This is a genomic window from Bacteroides sp. 3_2_5, assembly GCF_000159855.2.
Lineage (GTDB): Bacteria > Bacteroidota > Bacteroidia > Bacteroidales > Bacteroidaceae > Bacteroides > Bacteroides fragilis.
This window is the reverse complement of record NZ_JH636044.1, coordinates 1,750,933-1,768,150: the sequence shown is the minus strand read 5'-3', so window position 1 is coordinate 1,768,150 and position 17,218 is coordinate 1,750,933. Positions and strand designations below refer to the sequence as shown.

The 17,218-nt window shown below is 44.0% G+C and carries 12 protein-coding genes; 6 read left to right on the top strand and 6 right to left on the bottom strand.

The features are described from left to right. Positions 1–1,075: 1,075 nt before the first annotated feature. The 4 genes from BSHG_RS10785 (at position 1,076) to BSHG_RS10795 (ending at position 4,363) form a co-directional block, all read left to right on the top strand. A complete protein-coding gene (locus BSHG_RS10785; RefSeq protein WP_008659252.1) occupies positions 1,076–1,423 on the top strand; it encodes an SH3 beta-barrel fold-containing protein in 348 nt (115 codons plus the stop codon). Between the two features lie 142 nt (positions 1,424–1,565). Further along, complete coding sequence (locus tag BSHG_RS10790) at positions 1,566–2,480, top strand: DUF4373 domain-containing protein (RefSeq protein ID WP_008659249.1); 915 nt, start codon at positions 1,566–1,568, stop codon at positions 2,478–2,480. A gap of 466 nt (positions 2,481–2,946) precedes the next feature. Then, complete coding sequence (locus BSHG_RS23465; RefSeq protein ID WP_008659247.1) at positions 2,947–3,945, top strand: DUF6973 domain-containing protein; 999 nt, start codon at positions 2,947–2,949, stop codon at positions 3,943–3,945. After that, on the top strand, positions 3,911–4,363 hold the full coding sequence (locus BSHG_RS10795; protein WP_032496531.1) for a hypothetical protein: 453 nt from the start codon (positions 3,911–3,913) through the stop codon (positions 4,361–4,363). Before BSHG_RS23465 ends, BSHG_RS10795 begins: the two co-directional genes overlap by 35 nt. A gap of 198 nt (positions 4,364–4,561) precedes the next feature. On the opposite strand, the gene BSHG_RS10800 is transcribed toward BSHG_RS10795, so the two are convergent. Together BSHG_RS10800 and BSHG_RS10805 are read right to left on the bottom strand one after the other, a co-directional pair. Further along, on the bottom strand, positions 4,562–4,963 hold the full coding sequence (locus BSHG_RS10800; protein WP_008659243.1) for a helix-turn-helix domain-containing protein: 402 nt from the start codon (positions 4,961–4,963) through the stop codon (positions 4,562–4,564). Between the two features lie 330 nt (positions 4,964–5,293). Beyond that, on the bottom strand, positions 5,294–6,283 hold the full coding sequence (locus tag BSHG_RS10805; protein WP_005786309.1) for a lysylphosphatidylglycerol synthase transmembrane domain-containing protein: 990 nt from the start codon (positions 6,281–6,283) through the stop codon (positions 5,294–5,296). A 131-nt stretch (positions 6,284–6,414) separates the two neighbouring features. Between BSHG_RS10805 and aspT the strand changes: the two genes are divergently transcribed. Both aspT and aspD read left to right on the top strand, forming a co-directional pair. Beyond that, positions 6,415–8,112 carry an aspartate-alanine antiporter gene (gene aspT / locus BSHG_RS10810; protein ID WP_008659241.1) on the top strand — a complete coding sequence of 566 codons (1,698 nt, stop codon included), beginning with the start codon at positions 6,415–6,417 and terminating at the stop codon, positions 8,110–8,112. 41 nt (positions 8,113–8,153) lie between these two features. Then, a complete protein-coding gene (gene aspD / locus BSHG_RS10815; RefSeq protein WP_005795269.1) occupies positions 8,154–9,800 on the top strand; it encodes an aspartate 4-decarboxylase in 1,647 nt (548 codons plus the stop codon). On the opposite strand, the gene BSHG_RS10820 is transcribed toward aspD, so the two are convergent. The 4 genes from BSHG_RS10820 to BSHG_RS10835 form a co-directional block, all read right to left on the bottom strand. Next, the gene (locus tag BSHG_RS10820; RefSeq protein ID WP_005786305.1) at positions 9,789–11,081 is read right to left on the bottom strand and encodes a sensor histidine kinase; all 1,293 of its coding nucleotides are present in this window, start codon (positions 11,079–11,081) and stop codon (positions 9,789–9,791) included. The genes aspD and BSHG_RS10820 overlap by 12 nt on opposite strands. A gap of 43 nt (positions 11,082–11,124) precedes the next feature. Continuing rightward, complete coding sequence (locus BSHG_RS10825) at positions 11,125–12,474, bottom strand: sigma-54-dependent transcriptional regulator (RefSeq protein WP_005786303.1); 1,350 nt, start codon at positions 12,472–12,474, stop codon at positions 11,125–11,127. 149 nt (positions 12,475–12,623) lie between these two features. Then, on the bottom strand, positions 12,624–14,096 hold the full coding sequence (locus tag BSHG_RS10830) for a TolC family protein (RefSeq protein ID WP_005795271.1): 1,473 nt from the start codon (positions 14,094–14,096) through the stop codon (positions 12,624–12,626). Between the two features lie 454 nt (positions 14,097–14,550). After that, the gene (locus BSHG_RS10835; RefSeq protein ID WP_005795272.1) at positions 14,551–17,163 is read right to left on the bottom strand and encodes an ATP-binding protein; all 2,613 of its coding nucleotides are present in this window, start codon (positions 17,161–17,163) and stop codon (positions 14,551–14,553) included. Between the last annotated feature and the right edge of the window lie 55 nt (positions 17,164–17,218).

The window sequence follows — 17,218 nt, the reverse complement described above, 5'->3', positions numbered from 1 at the left end:
GATGCGGATGTTGTCATATCGTTCACGTCAGGATGTTCTTTGGGGACACCGGAGTAGCGAAGCATACCTCCCGGTCAAGTTATGTAATGCGGATTTTAATGAAAAATTCAGTGCATCCATGTTATTTAATGCCCCTCCACTATCACAGAAGGAGAGGCAGAAAATAGTTATTTATTATAATAGCCTTTAAACGAGGGCATTGAAAACAAAAAGTGTTTCAATAGACGTTCGTTTAAAAACACATGTTTTTTGTATATAAATCAGAAGAGAACAGAAAACAAAATCAGACAGATAATAAACTGTTTTTTATTAATTCATAAACACCTATGGTTCAATATATTAAAACAATATCCAAAGGCAAAAAATCATTTTTTTTATTAAACATTTTGTAGTTCTAAAAATACCCTCTATCTTTGCGTTCAATTAAACGAACGTCTATTGAAACACTCACTTTTTTCATTAATACAACATTATATATCAGATAATTAGCCTATCAAAAGCGTTCATTCCCTCTTAAATTCCACTTTTATTTGCCTACCGATAGATTCCTTTCTACCTTTGCAACATATTAACAACATTTAGTTATTGATTAAATAAAAAAATCATGAACAAAGAAAATGAATTATTACAGACAGTGAACAAAAGTGTAAAAAAACGCCAACACTAAAACACAACATCCTATCACAGAACCCATTAAAGAAACAAGAGGCAGAAAAACAGGAGCGCAGATACCGGGAATTATCTCCAACAATGAAGGAGTTATAAAAGCGCTGATAGAATCCTACATATTGGACGCAAAAGAACAAAATATCAAGACATGCAAAGATTCGTTGGCACGCTACATAGAGGAAAAAGAACTTTTTGGAAAAATGAGAAATGGAGTATTCAAACCATTAGTTTTCAGCACAATCAGGAATTACGTCAACGAAATCTGGAATAAGATGGAAAGAAAGAAAAAGAACCAAGAAGGAAAGCGCTGAAATACGTACAATGAATTTTATCAAACCGGAATACATTCGATCCGACTTACCTTTGGGGCGATAATTTATCTATTAACCCTTTAAATCATATACGTATGAAACAGAAGAAAAGACCGGCATCACAAACTGAAGCCATGAAACTGAGATGGAAAAAACGGATTGTCTTTGAGAAAGGATACACTGAAATGTGTGCCGAATGGATGGCGGAGCGCCTGGAAGCGTTGACCGACCACCTGCAATACGGGCACGCAGCCATCGCTTATCAGAAGCAGAACGGAGACTTCAGATTGGTGAAAGCGACACTGATCTACTATGAAGCGGAATTCCACAAGAAGTATGAACCCACAAAAATAGAAGGCGCAGTAGTCTACTGGAATGTGGACGAACAGCGATGGACGACATTCCAAGTGGAGAACTTCATGGAGTGGAGACCGATCGTATAGGGCGCCACCACAGATTACACGGATTTTCACAGATGAATGATTTCTATTTTGAGGAATCAAGTGAAGACATCTTTGGGAATCCGGGGTAATTTGTGGTAAATGTATTATTGAAAGTACAAACAACTAATCTAAAAAAACAAATATGGCAACAATATATGACGGGATCAACTATTTCCCGGTGGGCGTAAACTTCATGGAAGAGAACGCAATGGAAGTGATAGAAGCTAAATATGGAATAAAGGGTTCGGCAATTGTACTGAAACTGCTGTGTAAAATATACAAGGAGGGATACTTCATCCGTTGGGATGAAGAGCAGTGCCTGATCTTTGCCAACAAGGCGGGAAGGGAAGTGCAGGCCGCTGAGGTGCAGGGCATCATTGAGATCCTCTTCATCAAAGGGATAATGGACAAAAACAGCTATCTGGAAAACGGAATACTGACCTCGGAAAACATACAGAAGGTATGGATGGAGGCGACAAAGCGGAGAAAGAGAGAGTTGTCGGAACTCCCCTACCTGATGGTGAAAACGGAAAAGGAAAACGATAAACCGGAAAAGGAAAGCGGCAAACCGGACAATGCATCCACACAACAGGAAGTTGAACAACCCAAGCCGCTTAAAGAAGGAAAAGCAGCTGTCGGCACAGGAGATGTAGCCGTTAGCCCGGGAAATGTAGTACACGATGTAGCCGTTGACGCAAAAAATGCATGCAATTCCGGACAAAGTAAAGTAAAGAAAAGTAGAGCAAAGGAAAATAAAGAATTACCCCCCTCAGCTCCCCCCGAGGGGAAGGAGGAAGAAAGGATGGAGGATTCTGCTTCTCTCCCGATACCGGGATACGCTTTCAATACGATGACGCACAATTATCCGGGACTGACGGATACGCTCCAAAGATTGGGAATTAACGAGGTGGGCGAAGTAAACGCTATTCTCAGGCTATCGGACTATGGAAGAAAAGGAACGACGGTGTGGCGGCTGATTGCCAACACTTGCTGGAGTGACATAGGGGCAAAAGGAAGGTATCTGATAGCGGCACTGAACAGGGCAAAAAGGAAATAAACGGATAGTGCAAATCCCCTGTGTATAGTTGACAAAAAAGCAAGTATATCGGTTCCAGCCTGCAGAGACCTTCAGTGAGGCAAAGAAGTAAAAATCAAACTTAATAAGCTGAAATACAAACCATTCAAAGTTCAAAACATCTGTCAGTAAAAGCTTTGTTTTAACACAGAGTTAAAGTTTATTCTTTGGATGCAAATAACAAGTCTTTTAAATGCAAAAGGCTTGTTATTTGCACACAAGAATAAAAATGGCTGAGAAAGGGAGTTAACAATGTTAATTGTTACGATATTATTCTCACCTAAGGATATACCCTTGTTGCAAAAACATTTTCCACACCTCCAACAAATACCTACAATTAGGTATTTTTTATCTTGCCCAACATTTTCTGTAAGATTAAGAACTTAAATTAAGTTGCATTATAATATATTTGCGGCAAATACATTAGATCATTTATAACCTAAACATTATGAAGTATTTTGTATCACTCTTTCTCAGTCTATTTTTTTTAGTTTTTATGTCCTGTGGCAATGAAGACAATGCTTGGGATAATAATATCCCTATTATTACTCCTAATGAACAATCTGATTCCTCAGGACTATTAAAGAACCAAATAACTGACATCATTAATTATTCCAAAATCAATTTTGATGAAAACTTTAATAATACAGAACTTTATAAGAACTTGATTTTAAGCCCTAAATGGGAAAATGTTTCTATGGTTCTTCAGAAACAAGACACACTCCATTTATGTGTTCCTCTGCTAGCACAGGACAATCCTGAACACAATTCCTATTATTTGTTTATTTCAAATATCAAATCAGCAAATATTATAAGATTTACCATCATTGGGCTACCGGAAAATTTTTGGGATATTATAAATGCTCCTATTACCAGAGCCGGTATTATAGATGCCGGGTGGATTCCCGAAGTTACAATTCTTGGAGATTTATGTCGACAAATGAGTCATATCTGTTCAGATCCATATGATGAAGCTTTTCTTGAGTTCCTACACAGCAAATGGCTTAAAGAACATGGCAATGAAAGTTCCTCAGATAGTTCTTCATCTGGTGGCGATTATAGTCGGCTGACTGAAGCAGAAAAGCGCTTCCTTATGCGACATCCACAAGTAATTAAAAAATTTCATGATAACGCAAGAAAAGATAGTGAAGCAGCTAAAAAATTTCCAGGACAGCACAATGGAGAGGGCGATGCGGTAAGACATGTTTATTGGAGTGCTCTCAACACGCTTTCAGAAAATGCAAATCTGGCAAAAGAGTTCGGTGATGCACATGAACAAAATCCGGGACAAGATATTGCAGAGAAGAATATGGATCTATTTAATAACTCCATTGGTTATCAACTGGGAGATCTAGCAAAACAAAATAAATGGTCAGAAGAACGTTTATTTAAGGAAATAATAAAATATAAAAATGATGGAAAATTACAAACAAAATTACATCCATAAGCCATATCTGTTTTTAGCAATCTTATTTTCTTTACTTAGTTGCCAAAAAGAGGTGGTATCAAAGGTAACTTTCGAAAGAAAGTTATCAGGAATAAAACCAGAAACCGAATTTAGACTCGATTCTCTGAGAAATGATAAATGGCAAAAATGCTATATTATTCCACCGTATCAACAGTACAATTCTGCATTAAATAGGATAAAGTTGAGAAAGCATGATTTAAATAAAATAAAGGAAAATGCAATCTCTGATGGAATAAATACATTTGTGTTTATAAATAACGATGGATCAATATCAATAGAAACAGTTTCAAGATCTATCATTGATATTCAAGACACATTGTTAGACTCCATATTTCTTTTTTATCCCACAACAATAATGAAAATGGATAGTAAAAGAAAAATTATAGACATAAAATAATTTTTTAAGGGTAGTTTTACAAAAGGACTAGCTATTTTTCACACTTAGAGCCTGTCTGAATTTTCCATTTTGAAATAAAAAGAGTGTTTCCCTTTTCGTCGAAAATGATTATTTTTAGTTAGCAGTTTAAAATAATTATGTACTCAACGGAGCCACATAAATCCAGCCTTTTCATTTACATGTATCATAACCCTCAATTTAAAAACCCAACATTGCAACGGGAGGAATATTCAATACCCGACAAAGCAAACGGGCTATTTTCAAAGTAGGTTCTGAACGTCCTGCAATATAATCATTCACCCGTGAAAGACTTATTCCAATCTCAATGGCAAGTTGTTTTTGGCTCATTCCTTTTTCTTCAAGATAAAGTTCTATTAATTCTGCAACAGTTGGTTTTTCTATCGAATAATGTTCTTTCCCATATGCAATAACGATGTCGGACATAACAGAGAGTTCCACTGCATTCTTATCATTCGCAGGGATATTATCATCAACCAATGGCAGAAGTTCTTTCACTCTCACCAAAGCAAATTCATATTTTAGGCATAAGTGATACTGGATGTAAATCGTAACCACCAGACGTTTTGCGCCTAAAATCATCGCATTTTTTGCGACATTACACTATTTTGCTTGGTAATACGACAATAAATGATTAATTTCGTTGCAAATATTGTGGCGTTATTCATGGCTTAATGACGCATCAACCATATTCTAAGTATGTATATACACAAAGAGAGAATTGGACAGTATTCCATTGGAATGCTTCTGAACTGACAGTACTTCTTGAAGGCAAGCAGCATTCCTCCCAACCGGTTTCAGCGAGGGCTCACAGATTGAAGTTGGTAGGTTTCGTACAAACGAGAGTGATTAGATACATTCATAATCCTTAATGATAGAAATTTCTCAGAAATTCAGCTTTTCATCATTACTCTATCTCCGATTTCCTATCTTCATCAGCACCAGCCCGATAACAATCCAGACCATCTCCCGCACCCGCGTAATCAGAGCGGCAAATACCCCATATGCTCCGGATAAAGACAAACCGGCTACCGCCAGGGCAAAACCTCCTTCCCTGCCCCCTAATTGCATGGGAAGAAAGAAAAGCAGATTGGCCAGTAGGGAAGAGAAAGCGACGATCAGAATGCAACCGACAAAACTGACATCCGTAGTCAATACATTCAGAATCAACCAGACTTCAAGACACCCCACAATGCGAGCGGTATACTCTAACCCCAATGCCGAATAAAAGGTACTTTTGCGCTGTTGATGAAGCAGTGCTATCTGACTGTCTATGGTTTCCAGTTTTTCTTTGTGAAGTTCCGCGAAGCGGACTGCATGCTTCTTCAAGAAAGGGATATGACTGCCCAGACGTATGCATGCCACAGCCATACCGTTCCGGTAGCCTTTGATAAAAAGAGTGACAAGTAAAAGGCAGAAAAGTGTGATCAACCCCAAGACAATGCCCATCCCCCAACCGACCGGATAAAAAAAGACATAAATCAACACCGAGCTGAGCCAGAAACAGAAATGCGAAAAGATATGCATCATCACATACAGGATGACCGAAGATGTGGCACGCTCCACTCCGACATAAGGAGTAAGCTCCATAATCCGGTAAGGTTCCCCTCCCATAAGTCCCACAGGAGTGACATAATTCAACGCAAAACCGGAAACCGTGAATTTATAGAGCCGGGCGAACGACAATGAATTCACCGGACCGCTACTACGAAGAATGATATACCACGAAAGGGTATTAATCAGATAAATAAAAAGCCAAAGGACCAGAACCAGCGGCAGATAAAATCCAGCACGCCGCAGGTTGTCCAGCAGCTCATCATAGGACACATCGAAAGTGAACAGCATGATGATGACGGCCAGGATGCCAAAGGCCAAAAACAAATTACGAAATTTATTCTTCAAAACAATATACAATTTAACGCATCAAAGATAACGTTAATAATGTATACAATGATACAAGAATAGATCGTTTAACAAAACACTTTCTTGCACAGGCTGTTTTTAATGAGAAATTAAACCTAAACAAATTAACTATGGATTGGATTGTACATCAACTTAGGGTACACCCCGAGCTGGCTATCTTCCTGACCCTTTTTATGGGCTTTTGGATTGGAAAAATCAAAATCGGAAAGTTCAGCCTGGGAGTTGTAACAAGCGTATTGCTGGTAGGAGTCCTTGTCGGACAACTCGACATCACCGTCGACGGACCTATCAAATCTGTTTTCTTTCTGCTTTTTCTTTTCGCTATCGGCTATAAGGTCGGTCCTCAGTTTTTCCGCGGACTGAAAAAGGACGGACTCCCTCAAATGGGGTTTGCCGCCATCATGTGTGTATTCTGCCTGATCATCCCTTGGATACTGGCTAAGATTATGGGGTATAATGTAGGTGAGGCTGCCGGATTACTGGCCGGATCGCAAACCATCTCTGCCGTAATCGGCGTGGCCGGAGACACGATTAACGAACTGAACATCTCTCCGGAAACCAAAGAAGCATATAATAACATTATCCCGGTGTCGTATGCCGTAACTTACATCTTCGGTACGGCCGGCTCTGCATGGGTATTGGGTTCACTCGGCCCGCGACTGCTGGGGGGACTCGATAAAGTGAAAGCTGCCTGCAAAGAACTGGAAGCCAAAATGGGAAATAACGAAGCGGATCAACCCGGATTCATGGCAGCCGCCCGCCCCGTCACTTTCCGTGCTTATAAAATAGCCAACGACTGGTTTGGTGACGGCAAACGGGTGTCAGATCTTGAAAGTTATTTTCAGGAAAACGATAAACGCCTGTTTGTGGAACGGGTGCGCCAGGCAGGAATCATCGTAAAAGAGGTTAGTCCGACTTTTGTACTGAAGAAAGGCGACGAAGTGGTACTGAGCGGCCGGCGCGAGTATGTGATCGGTGAAGAGGACTGGATCGGTCCTGAAGTATTGGACCCGCAGTTGCTGGACTTCCCTGCCGAGGTATTACCCGTTATGGTCACCCGCAAAACGGTTGCCGGAGAAAAAGTCAGCACCATCCGGGCCCTGAAATTTATGCACGGTGTCAGCATTCGCCGCATCAAACGGGCAGGTATCGACATACCGGTATTGGCCCAGACCGTGGTCGACGCCGGTGACATGGTAGAACTGGTGGGTACCAAACATGAAGTGGATGCGGCAGCCAAGCAGCTGGGATATGCCGACCGGCCGACCAACCAGACAGACATGATCTTTGTCGGACTGGGTATTTTGATAGGAGGACTGATCGGCGCACTCAGCATTCACATGGGAGGAGTCCCCATCAGCCTCAGCACTAGCGGAGGAGCCTTGATCGGCGGATTATTCTTCGGATGGCTACGCAGCAAACACCCTACTTTCGGACGTATTCCCGAACCCGCTCTCTGGATACTGGATAACGTGGGGCTGAACATGTTTATTGCCGTTGTGGGCATTGCTGCAGGTCCCAGCTTCGTGCAAGGGTTCAAGGAAGTGGGTTTAAGCCTGTTCATCGTAGGCGCACTGGCCACTTCCATTCCTCTGATAGCAGGCATACTGATGGCAAAATATATCTTTAAATTCCATCCGGCACTGGTATTGGGATGCACAGCCGGCGCACGTACCACTACGGCTGCATTAGGAGCCATCCAGGAAGCCGTTGAAAGCGAAACTCCTGCTTTGGGATATACTGTGACGTATGCTGTCGGGAATACTCTTCTGATTATCTGGGGAGTAGTGATCGTATTACTTATGTAGAAACAGATTTTTAATATTAATTAAACATAACTCTTGATATAATGATGAAAAGTAATGAAAACAACGGAGCAGTAACTAAAAGTTTTGCTAAAAAGATGGAGAGCATCAGTCCTTTCGAATTGAAGAACAAACTGATTGAAATGGCTGACGAGAGCATCAAGAAGATAGCCCACACCATGCTGAATGCCGGACGTGGAAATCCGAACTGGATTGCTACCACTCCGCGCGAAGCGTTCTTCCTTTTAGGTAAATTCGGATTGGAAGAGTGTAGGCGTGTGATGTACCTGCCGGAAGGAATAGCCGGTATTCCGCAAAAAGACGGAATTGCCGCCCGCTTTGAGACTTTCCTCAAGACCAACCACAGCCAGCCGGGGGCAGAGCTGTTGAAAGGGACTTATCAATACATGTTGCTGGAACATGCCGCCGACCCGGATACCCTTGTCCACGAATGGGCGGAAGGAGTGGTAGGCGATCAGTATCCGGTGCCGGACCGCATTCTGCAATTTACCGAAATGATTGTGCAAGACTATCTGGCACAGGAGATGTGCGACCGTCGTCCGCCGAAAGGCAAATACGATTTGTTTGCCACCGAAGGCGGAACAGCAGCCATGTGCTACGTTTTCGACTCTCTGCAAGAAAACTTCCTGCTCAATAAAGGGGATGGAATCGCCTTGATGGTACCTGTCTTCACTCCTTATATTGAAATTCCTCAATTGAGACGCTATGAATTTAACGTTACGGAAATATCTGCGGATCAGATGACGACAGACGGATTGCACACCTGGCAATACAAAGACGAAGATATAGACCGCCTGAGGAACCCGCAGATCAAGGCACTCTTCATTACCAATCCCAGTAACCCGCCCAGTTATACACTGAGTCCCGAGACTGCCGCACGGATTGTAGATATCGTGAAAAAAGACAATCCGAACCTGATGATTATTACAGATGACGTATACGGGACATTCAGTCCGCATTTCCGCTCACTGATGGCCGAATTACCACAAAACACTTTGTGTGTCTACTCTTTCTCCAAATATTTCGGAGCCACGGGATGGAGGGATGCCGTGATCGCTCTGCACGAAGAGAATATCTTCGACCGGATGATAGCCCACCTGCCGGAAGAGCAGAAGACAATTCTCAATAAGCGTTACTCCAGTCTGACTCTTACACCCGAGAAACTGAAATTCATCGACCGCATGGTGGCTGACAGCCGCCAGGTAGCTCTGAACCACACCGCCGGATTATCACTGCCACAACAGACGCAAATGAGCCTGTTTGCTTCTTTCGCCATTCTGGATAAGGAAAACCGGTATAAAAACAAAATGCAGGAGATTATCCGGCGTCGCTTGAAAGCCCTGTGGGATAACACCGGATTCTCACTCGTAGACGATCCGCTGCGTGTAGGTTACTACAGCGAAATAGATATGCTGGTATGGGCCAAGATATTCTATGGAGAAGAATTTGTCAGTTATCTGAAGAAAACTTACAGCCCGCTGGATGTTGTTTTCCGCCTGGCCAACGAAACCTCACTAGTATTGCTTAACGGAGGGGGTTTTGCCGGACCGGAATGGAGCGTACGTGTATCACTGGCTAACCTGAATGAAAAGGATTATGTGAAAATAGGTCAGGGAATCAAACGGATACTGGATGAATATGCCGTGAAATGGCAAGAATCACGGAAATAGAATCCTGAATCTTGTCAGTCCGTCGGCGTATGTACGCAATGAAAACGTGCAGCCATGACGGCTCAGAACTTCGCGAATAAAAATCAAACCGATACCTTGTCCGTTGGGTTTGGTAGAAAAGAAGGGACTGAAGAGTTTTGCTTCAGTCTCTTTTGATATACCGGGTCCGTTATCCACCACTTCGATAGCTGTAGGCAATGAAGTACGAATGATGATCTGCCCGTCCTGTCCGATACTCTCGGCCGCATTCTTAATAATATTTACCAATACTTGTTCAAACAGAGACGCATCCAGCTTCACATCGTCCAGAGATTCGTCACATATCAGTTGCAACCGGATGTTCCGGTCATTGCACATCCCTTCCATAAAACGCTTGCAGGTAAATGCAAGGTCATTCAGGTTGGTCGGAGTAAAACGGGGCTCGGGAATCTTCACCACATCGGCAAAGCGGGTAATGAAATGACTCATAGAAAAACAACGCTCGGTACATACGCGCATCACATCGCAAATATCCTCCATACCTTCCGACTCGGACAATGCCTGCTCTACCGTATCCAATGTGGAAGTGATGCCCGCTGTTGTATTATTCACCTCATGCGCAATCATACGGATCACTTTCTCGTATGCCTTCTTTTCAGCTTTCATCACTTCATCGGTCAATCCTTCCATCAGATAGAAAGGATGCTGGAAGCCGCGGTCCACAAATGAAGAGTGGGTGCATTTATAGATACTCGAGTCGTTCAGCCGGACGGTGCTGGTTTCTCCATTCGGAATGGCGGCCAATTCCAGGGCAAGCGGAGAATCGATTTCCGACAATTTCCTGCCCTCGGCTTCTTCCGGACGGACTCCCATCATCTTCATCGCCATGGGGTTGAGTTGAGATACCTCTTCGTCCAGCGTCATGATAATAACGCCCATGGGGGAAGCATTAATCATCAGGTCGAGAAAATGATTCTGTTCTCGCAAGCGCAGCCGTTCGTTTTTCAGTTGTTCCATCATGCGATTGAAAACATTTACCACACGGTCGGCCTCCTGCTGCCCCACATGGCTTAACCGGCTACTGAAGTCCTGTTCTCTGAGAAGTTCCATACCACTGCCGATGGTGTTCATCGGTTTCACGATTTTCCGGTAAAACAAAATAAGATACAGCATCAGGAGCAGCATCAATGCTTCGGCAATATAGAGATACTTCACGACAACGGTTTCGGATATATAAATCAGAAAACCCATGATAGCGACCAAGAAGAAAACAAGTATGAAGAAGAATCCCTTTACTGACATGTGATTGATGATTAACGATTAACGGACCATGATAAGCAACGGGTTACTTATCACCGATATCATATTTCTCCAAACGGCGATACAATGCTGCACGACTGATGCCCAATGCGGTAGCCACCTGGCTGAGATTTCCTTTATAGCGTTCCAGTGCCTGAAGAATCGTTTGCTTTTCAATTTCATCCAAGGTCATTCCCGCAAATGAAGAAGAAGTTGCCACACTTTCGTCATGACGTTGGTATTGGTTCTCGAAATCGATTGCATCCAACACTTCCTTCCCGCTGACCAAAATCGTACGTTCTACCAGGTTCTTCAATTCACGGATATTGCCCGGAAAAGGTAAACGGCTCAGGAAGTTCAACGCATCCGACGAGAATTCTGTACGGGGCAGATTGTTAATCTCCGCCTGACGGTCGGCAAAGTGTCTGGCAAGCAATGGTATATCTTCTCTGCGTTCTCTCAGTGCAGGCAGTTTTACGGTTATCAGATTGATACGATAGAACAGGTCTTCACGAAAAGTGTGTTCGCTCACCATCTTACTCAGGTCGGCATTCGTAGCCGAAACCACCCGGATATCCGTCTTACGCGGGCGACTGTCTCCCAACACCTCAAAGGTCTGGTCCTGCAATACCCGCAGCAGCTTTACCTGGCACGACGGATCGAGATCCCCGATTTCATCCAAAAAAATAGTTCCTTTGTTCGCCATTTCAAAACGCCCCATACGGTCGGCAGTGGCATCTGTAAACGCACCTTTTTTATGACCGAACATTTCACTTTCGAAAAGGCTCTGTGAAATTCCTCCCAGATTGACTTTTACAAAAGGCTGGCGGACACGTTGGCTATTGATATGGATGGCTTCGGCTATCAGTTCTTTACCCGTTCCGCTTTCACCCGTGATCAATACGGGAGCATTGGTAGGAGCAATACGTGCTACCGTATTCAATACCTCCATCAACCCACGGCTTTTGCCTATGATATGGCTCCGGTTGAGTGTTCCGCTTTGCTCTTGCGGAGTGTCTTTGGGAGTGGCAGTCAGTTCGAGTGCCGTCTCGATGCGCTGCAACAGAGCAGCGTTATTCCAGGGTTTCGTGATAAAGTCGAATGCACCGGCCTGCATCCCTTGTACAGCCAACTGTATACTGCCCCAGGCAGTCATCAGAATGACCGGGACATCGGGACGAAAAACCTTTACTTGTTTTAAAAGCGTCAATCCTTCTTCACCGGAAGTGGAAAGTGTAAAATTCATATCCATCAGGATCAGAGAAGGAGCTTCCGAACGAACTACTTCCATCGCCTCACGCGGGCCGGTCACTGCAATTACCTGATAACCGGCGCGTTTCAGCATAAAACTCAGGGAAGAGCGGACCCCGCTATCATCATCTATAATTAAAAGCATAGGCATCAATTTTTGAGTTGCAAAACTACTCTTTTTTGGTTTAAAACCAAAGGTACGTTGGTTTAAAAGGTAAGACCTCTTGGTTTAAAACCAAAGAGGCGTTGGTCTGAAACCAACAGCCCTCCTGTTTAAAAAGAACAAACACACAATTATTTTTTTACAATATCTTCAAAATCAGCTTCCAGGGGAGTATTGTTTTGGAAATCCCACAACGTCAGGCTACGGAGTTGATAATAGTAATACCAATACCAGTACAGTTCGTTGATATGTTTTTGGCGCGCATCGTCTTTCGAGTTCTGGGCGTCGTTCAGATCGAGTGTATTGATCTTACCGATCAGGAATGTTTCGACACTCGTCTTATAGCGCTGTTGCGCAATCTTATCGGCCTCATTGGCTATGGAAAGCTGCTGTGCCTGATTGTTGAAATGCTCGACCAGCAGGAAGATGTCCTGATCGAAATCCATCTGTTCCTTCTTTATCTTGGACAGGGTAACGTCCCGGTTACTCTTGGCTACCCTCACTTTTCCACGGCGTTTGCCCCAGTCGAGGATTGGAATTTTAACACCGACCTCAACCACCTGATTGTCTAGCAAATTGTGATAGGCAGGAGATAAGTCTTTATTCAGTCCCGTATAACCTACATTGGCAAAAAGATCGACGCTCCTGAGATTTCCCCGGGCTGTTGCAACTTCATATTCGGCCTCTAACTGACGACGACGAATATTGTGGGCAAACGAATTGCGTTCCAGTGCTTTGTTCAGCACTTGGTTGTATTCCATCTTTAGGTTGGGAGCCGATTCCGGTACCACAGGTTCCAGTATCAGGTCGTTTCCTATGGCCAGGAAAGAGCGCAAACGGAACATATGGGCATTGAGATTGCTTTCTGCATCCGTCACGGCAGCCCGGGCTTTCAGGGCGGCAAGCTTCAGTTGCAGAAGTTCATTTTCTGAGATTTGACCCATTTTTCGTTTAGCCCCGGCCACCTCGTACAAACGGTCGGCATTCACCTGATTCTGTCGGGCAGTGCCCAGTGTCTCCTTTGCCGACAGCAAATTGAAGAAGTAAGTGATCGCATTCATGGTCACCGTCTCCGTCGCAGTAATAAAAGCGGCTTTCGCCTCTTCGTAACGCACCGGTTCGATACGGCGGTTCCACTTCAGGTTGTTTACTCCGAAAATGGGCTGAGTCAGTTGAAGGGCGATAGGGACAGACATGAACTGCCGGCTTCCTCCGGAACCTAACTGTTTCATAAAGTCGAGTGAAGAGGACAATGAAACTTTACCTCCCGTAAACCAGATGTTCTGGTCGATAGACAAAGCACCGTTCAATCCTAACTTATTACTGCGGACAAACGAGTAAGAGCCGTCTTCATTCTGATAACTGTTATACTGCTTGCTGTAACTGGGCAATGTACCGCTGAAATTTACTTCCGGAAGAAGATCGGCGCGAAACGTGCGGTACTCCCAATAAGCTGTCTTCAGCTCATTCAGAGCTACTGCTGCATCTACAGACTGTGTTCGTGCCAGTGCAATGGCTTCATTCAAGGTGATTTCCTGCGTTTCCTGCGCACTCAGCGCCAACGAGCAAAATGCAAAAGCAGAAAGTAGAAAGTATCGTTTCATATAATATTCGTTTATTTACCGGCTGAAAAGCAAACCCCGTGCCAAAAGTGAATACCGGGGAAACGGGAACACGAAACAAAGAGCAATGAGTAAGGGAGGTTGAGGGAGTAAAAGGGAAAATAAACGGGAAAAGAGAAAGGGTATAGGGAAAGAAACGATGGATGCAAAATAGGAAAAACGATAATGGAGCAGCCTCTTTCGGACGGGTAACCACGCTGTAAATGAACAGAAAAGAGAGGGATACACCCTCTGGTGAAAGGTCGCGGCTACTGATCTTTTAGCATCAGGAACATCCACCGTCCGTTCCCTCCGTTCACCGCTCTTCATTCATCGTTCATCGCTTATCGTTCACCACTCATCATTCACTGTTTATCGTTCACCGCTTATCGTCCATCGTTCTTTCTGCTGTCCGAAAATGAACAGTTTGTTCGGAGACGGACGTCCTCCGGTATCATTATTCGCAAATATCCGGAAGGCGGACAGTGAAACGGGTTCCGTGCCCTTCTTCTGAAGTGACGGTAATCGTCCCGTTCAGACGTCCTACGATAGTCTGGCAAATACTCAGTCCGAGCCCCGCACCCTGGGTAAAGCTATCTACCTTATAGAAACGTTCAAAGATATGCCTCAATCCATCTTCCGAAATACCTTTTCCGGTGTCTTCGACAAAAAGAGAAGTGTAGCCGGGTTCTTCTTCGGTATATCCGAATGTAATCGAACCTTGAGTCGTAAACTTAACGGCATTGTTGATCAAGTTGTTTACCACTTGTTGGAGGCGGACATTATCCGTCACCAGATACTTTTTGCTATTCTCCGGCAACTTCAGCACCAACTGCACTCCCGGAGGCATATTCAAACGCTGTGAATCGTATACATTCTTCATCAATAACGGAAGATTGTGACCGGCAAACTGAAAATCCATTGTGCCGGATTCTATACGGGACAAATCGAGAATATCATTGATAAGTGCCAGCAACAGTCCGCAATTCTTATTGATAGTCTCTATAAATAGCTTAACCTCTTCTTCGGTAAACCCGCTGGTATCGCTCAACAAATCAGAGAAACCTACAATCGCATTCAGCGGCGTACGTATCTCATGACTCATATTGGCAAGGAAAGCCGATTTCAATTTATCCGCCTGAAGTGCTTTATCACGCGCTGCGGTTAATTCCTCTTCGGTTGTCTTATAGCGTTGTATACTCTGGCATACTCCCAAAATACTGTAGGGCGTGTCTGTTGTCAATCCTGCAAGCACCGACGTCCGATATTCCCACCACTCATAATTACCGTCACCACTAAGCTGACGGAAACTCATACGCGTACTCTGACTGAGGCCCGCCAGTGCCCGGTTGAAAATCTCGTATGCCGATTCCTGATCGTCCGGATGAATCATCCGGTCCATCTCGCCACGTGAAATGGTAGTCTTATTTTCCGCAAAACCAAAACGTGTCAGAAAGCCCGCAGGGAAAGTAAACAGGCCGGTGCGGATATTATATTGCCAAGGGTAGATAGAACTCTCGTCTACCGCCATACTGAAAAAACGCTTCTGCATCTCTTCATCCGATATATTACGGGCAGAGAGAGCCATTCCCGTAATTTTTCCATGTGCACGGATAGGAACAACCTCTCCTGAAACCGGAAAATAACTCCCACTGTGCACCTCTTGCATAAATGAATTTTCCGGAATGACTACGCTGCTTTCTTCAGTCACCACCTGCTTGAGCATAGGACGGAGAATCTCTTTACCATTATTGTAGATCTTAAAAATACTGCCTGCCGGCAAGCCTTCGTAAGGTCGAGCGGCTTCATCTTTGGGCAAATGCAGCATCTTCAATAAAGAACGATTGGTAAAATGAATACGGAAATCGGTGTCGTAAGTGATCACACCATCACGGATGGAATGAAACACATTATCAAATTCATCACGTTGGGCCACCAACCGGTTTTGTATCAGCAGGCGGGTCTGGGCATGGATGCGACGGCGGGATTCACGACGGTTTATACGATACAGCCACACTATCAGGAACACCAGTAAAGCCAATATCGAACTATACAACAAGATGTACAGCATACGGTATTTCTCCATATATGGCTCGTTAATAATGGTTCCGCCGATAGCACTCGCCTGCTTGGGATCTACCTTAAAAAACACAAGCTGCTTGAAATCGTACATAAACTTCAAAGGAGATTCAATGATTCCCACTTCCGAGGGAGATTTGCCACGCAGCACATCGGCGGCCGTCCGCCCTACTTCATGCGCCGAAGCATACGAATCGGCATCATACGCGCCAAAGGCACCATTAGTCAACGCAAGGTTCTCGCACGAAAAGAAAGGCGCTTTTGAGTTACGACCGATAAAGGACATAAAAGACGACCACTTAGGAGCGATGATCAATGTCTTATGTGTATTGCGGGGATAGCAGGTAGAAGCAATAATTTTATTGGTTGTATCGGTCTGCGAATTATAAAAGGTCACCGTATATTCCGGATGCTCCTCCACAAAGCCTTCCCATTCGTTCATAAAATCATCTTTCCCTTTCGAACTCAACAGGCTATTGTCGGAGATACAGACCACCTCCGTCCGGGTAGGGAAAAGGCGACTCGCCTGCCTCAGTAATTCTCCGAAATCGGGATTCGCCGTATATCCACACACATTGGGTAACGAATCGATCAGGCTGCCTTCCGGATATTTTATATTAAAAAAGACAACGGGCAACTGCAAGGCTAACGAGTCTCCGCATGTCAGCAAAGTATGAAAAGCCTCGTCACTGACGGTAACAATCAAGTCTGTTCCCCTTTCACGGGCCCGTTCGCAAAAACGACGCATAATCAGCTTTTCGGATTGATAAGTCCAGAAATTGGCATCCAGAAATTCGGTTGTAATATTCACTTTCAATCCCGATTCACCGAAACCGTCTTTCAACCCCCGAACCAAGTCATTATGCCAAGGTGTCTCCGGAGCATACGACTGAACGAAGAGAACATTATAAATACGTTCCGCAGCAGTGGAAAATCCCGGGAGTAATAAGAAGACAGATATAAGAAATATAGTATATAATCGTTTGTTCATAGCAAAAATCTGCGTTGTATCAGGATTGTGAACGCAAATATACGTTATAATCTTG

Excerpts from the sequence above, each read along its gene's own strand:
- BSHG_RS10785 (WP_008659252.1), top strand. The coding sequence starts at position 1,076 with ATGAAACAGAAGAAAAGACCGGCATCACAAACTGAAGCCATGAAACTG.
- BSHG_RS10790 (WP_008659249.1), top strand. The coding sequence starts at position 1,566 with ATGGCAACAATATATGACGGGATCAACTATTTCCCGGTGGGCGTAAAC.
- BSHG_RS23465 (WP_008659247.1), top strand. The coding sequence starts at position 2,947 with ATGAAGTATTTTGTATCACTCTTTCTCAGTCTATTTTTTTTAGTTTTT.
- BSHG_RS10795 (WP_032496531.1), top strand. The coding sequence starts at position 3,911 with ATGATGGAAAATTACAAACAAAATTACATCCATAAGCCATATCTGTTT.
- BSHG_RS10800 (WP_008659243.1), bottom strand. The coding sequence starts at position 4,963 with ATGATTTTAGGCGCAAAACGTCTGGTGGTTACGATTTACATCCAGTAT.
- aspT (WP_008659241.1), top strand. The coding sequence starts at position 6,415 with ATGGATTGGATTGTACATCAACTTAGGGTACACCCCGAGCTGGCTATC.
- aspD (WP_005795269.1), top strand. The coding sequence starts at position 8,154 with ATGATGAAAAGTAATGAAAACAACGGAGCAGTAACTAAAAGTTTTGCT.
- BSHG_RS10820 (WP_005786305.1), bottom strand. The coding sequence starts at position 11,081 with ATGTCAGTAAAGGGATTCTTCTTCATACTTGTTTTCTTCTTGGTCGCT.
- BSHG_RS10825 (WP_005786303.1), bottom strand. The coding sequence starts at position 12,474 with ATGCTTTTAATTATAGATGATGATAGCGGGGTCCGCTCTTCCCTGAGT.
- BSHG_RS10830 (WP_005795271.1), bottom strand. The coding sequence starts at position 14,096 with ATGAAACGATACTTTCTACTTTCTGCTTTTGCATTTTGCTCGTTGGCG.
- BSHG_RS10835 (WP_005795272.1), bottom strand. The coding sequence starts at position 17,163 with ATGAACAAACGATTATATACTATATTTCTTATATCTGTCTTCTTATTA.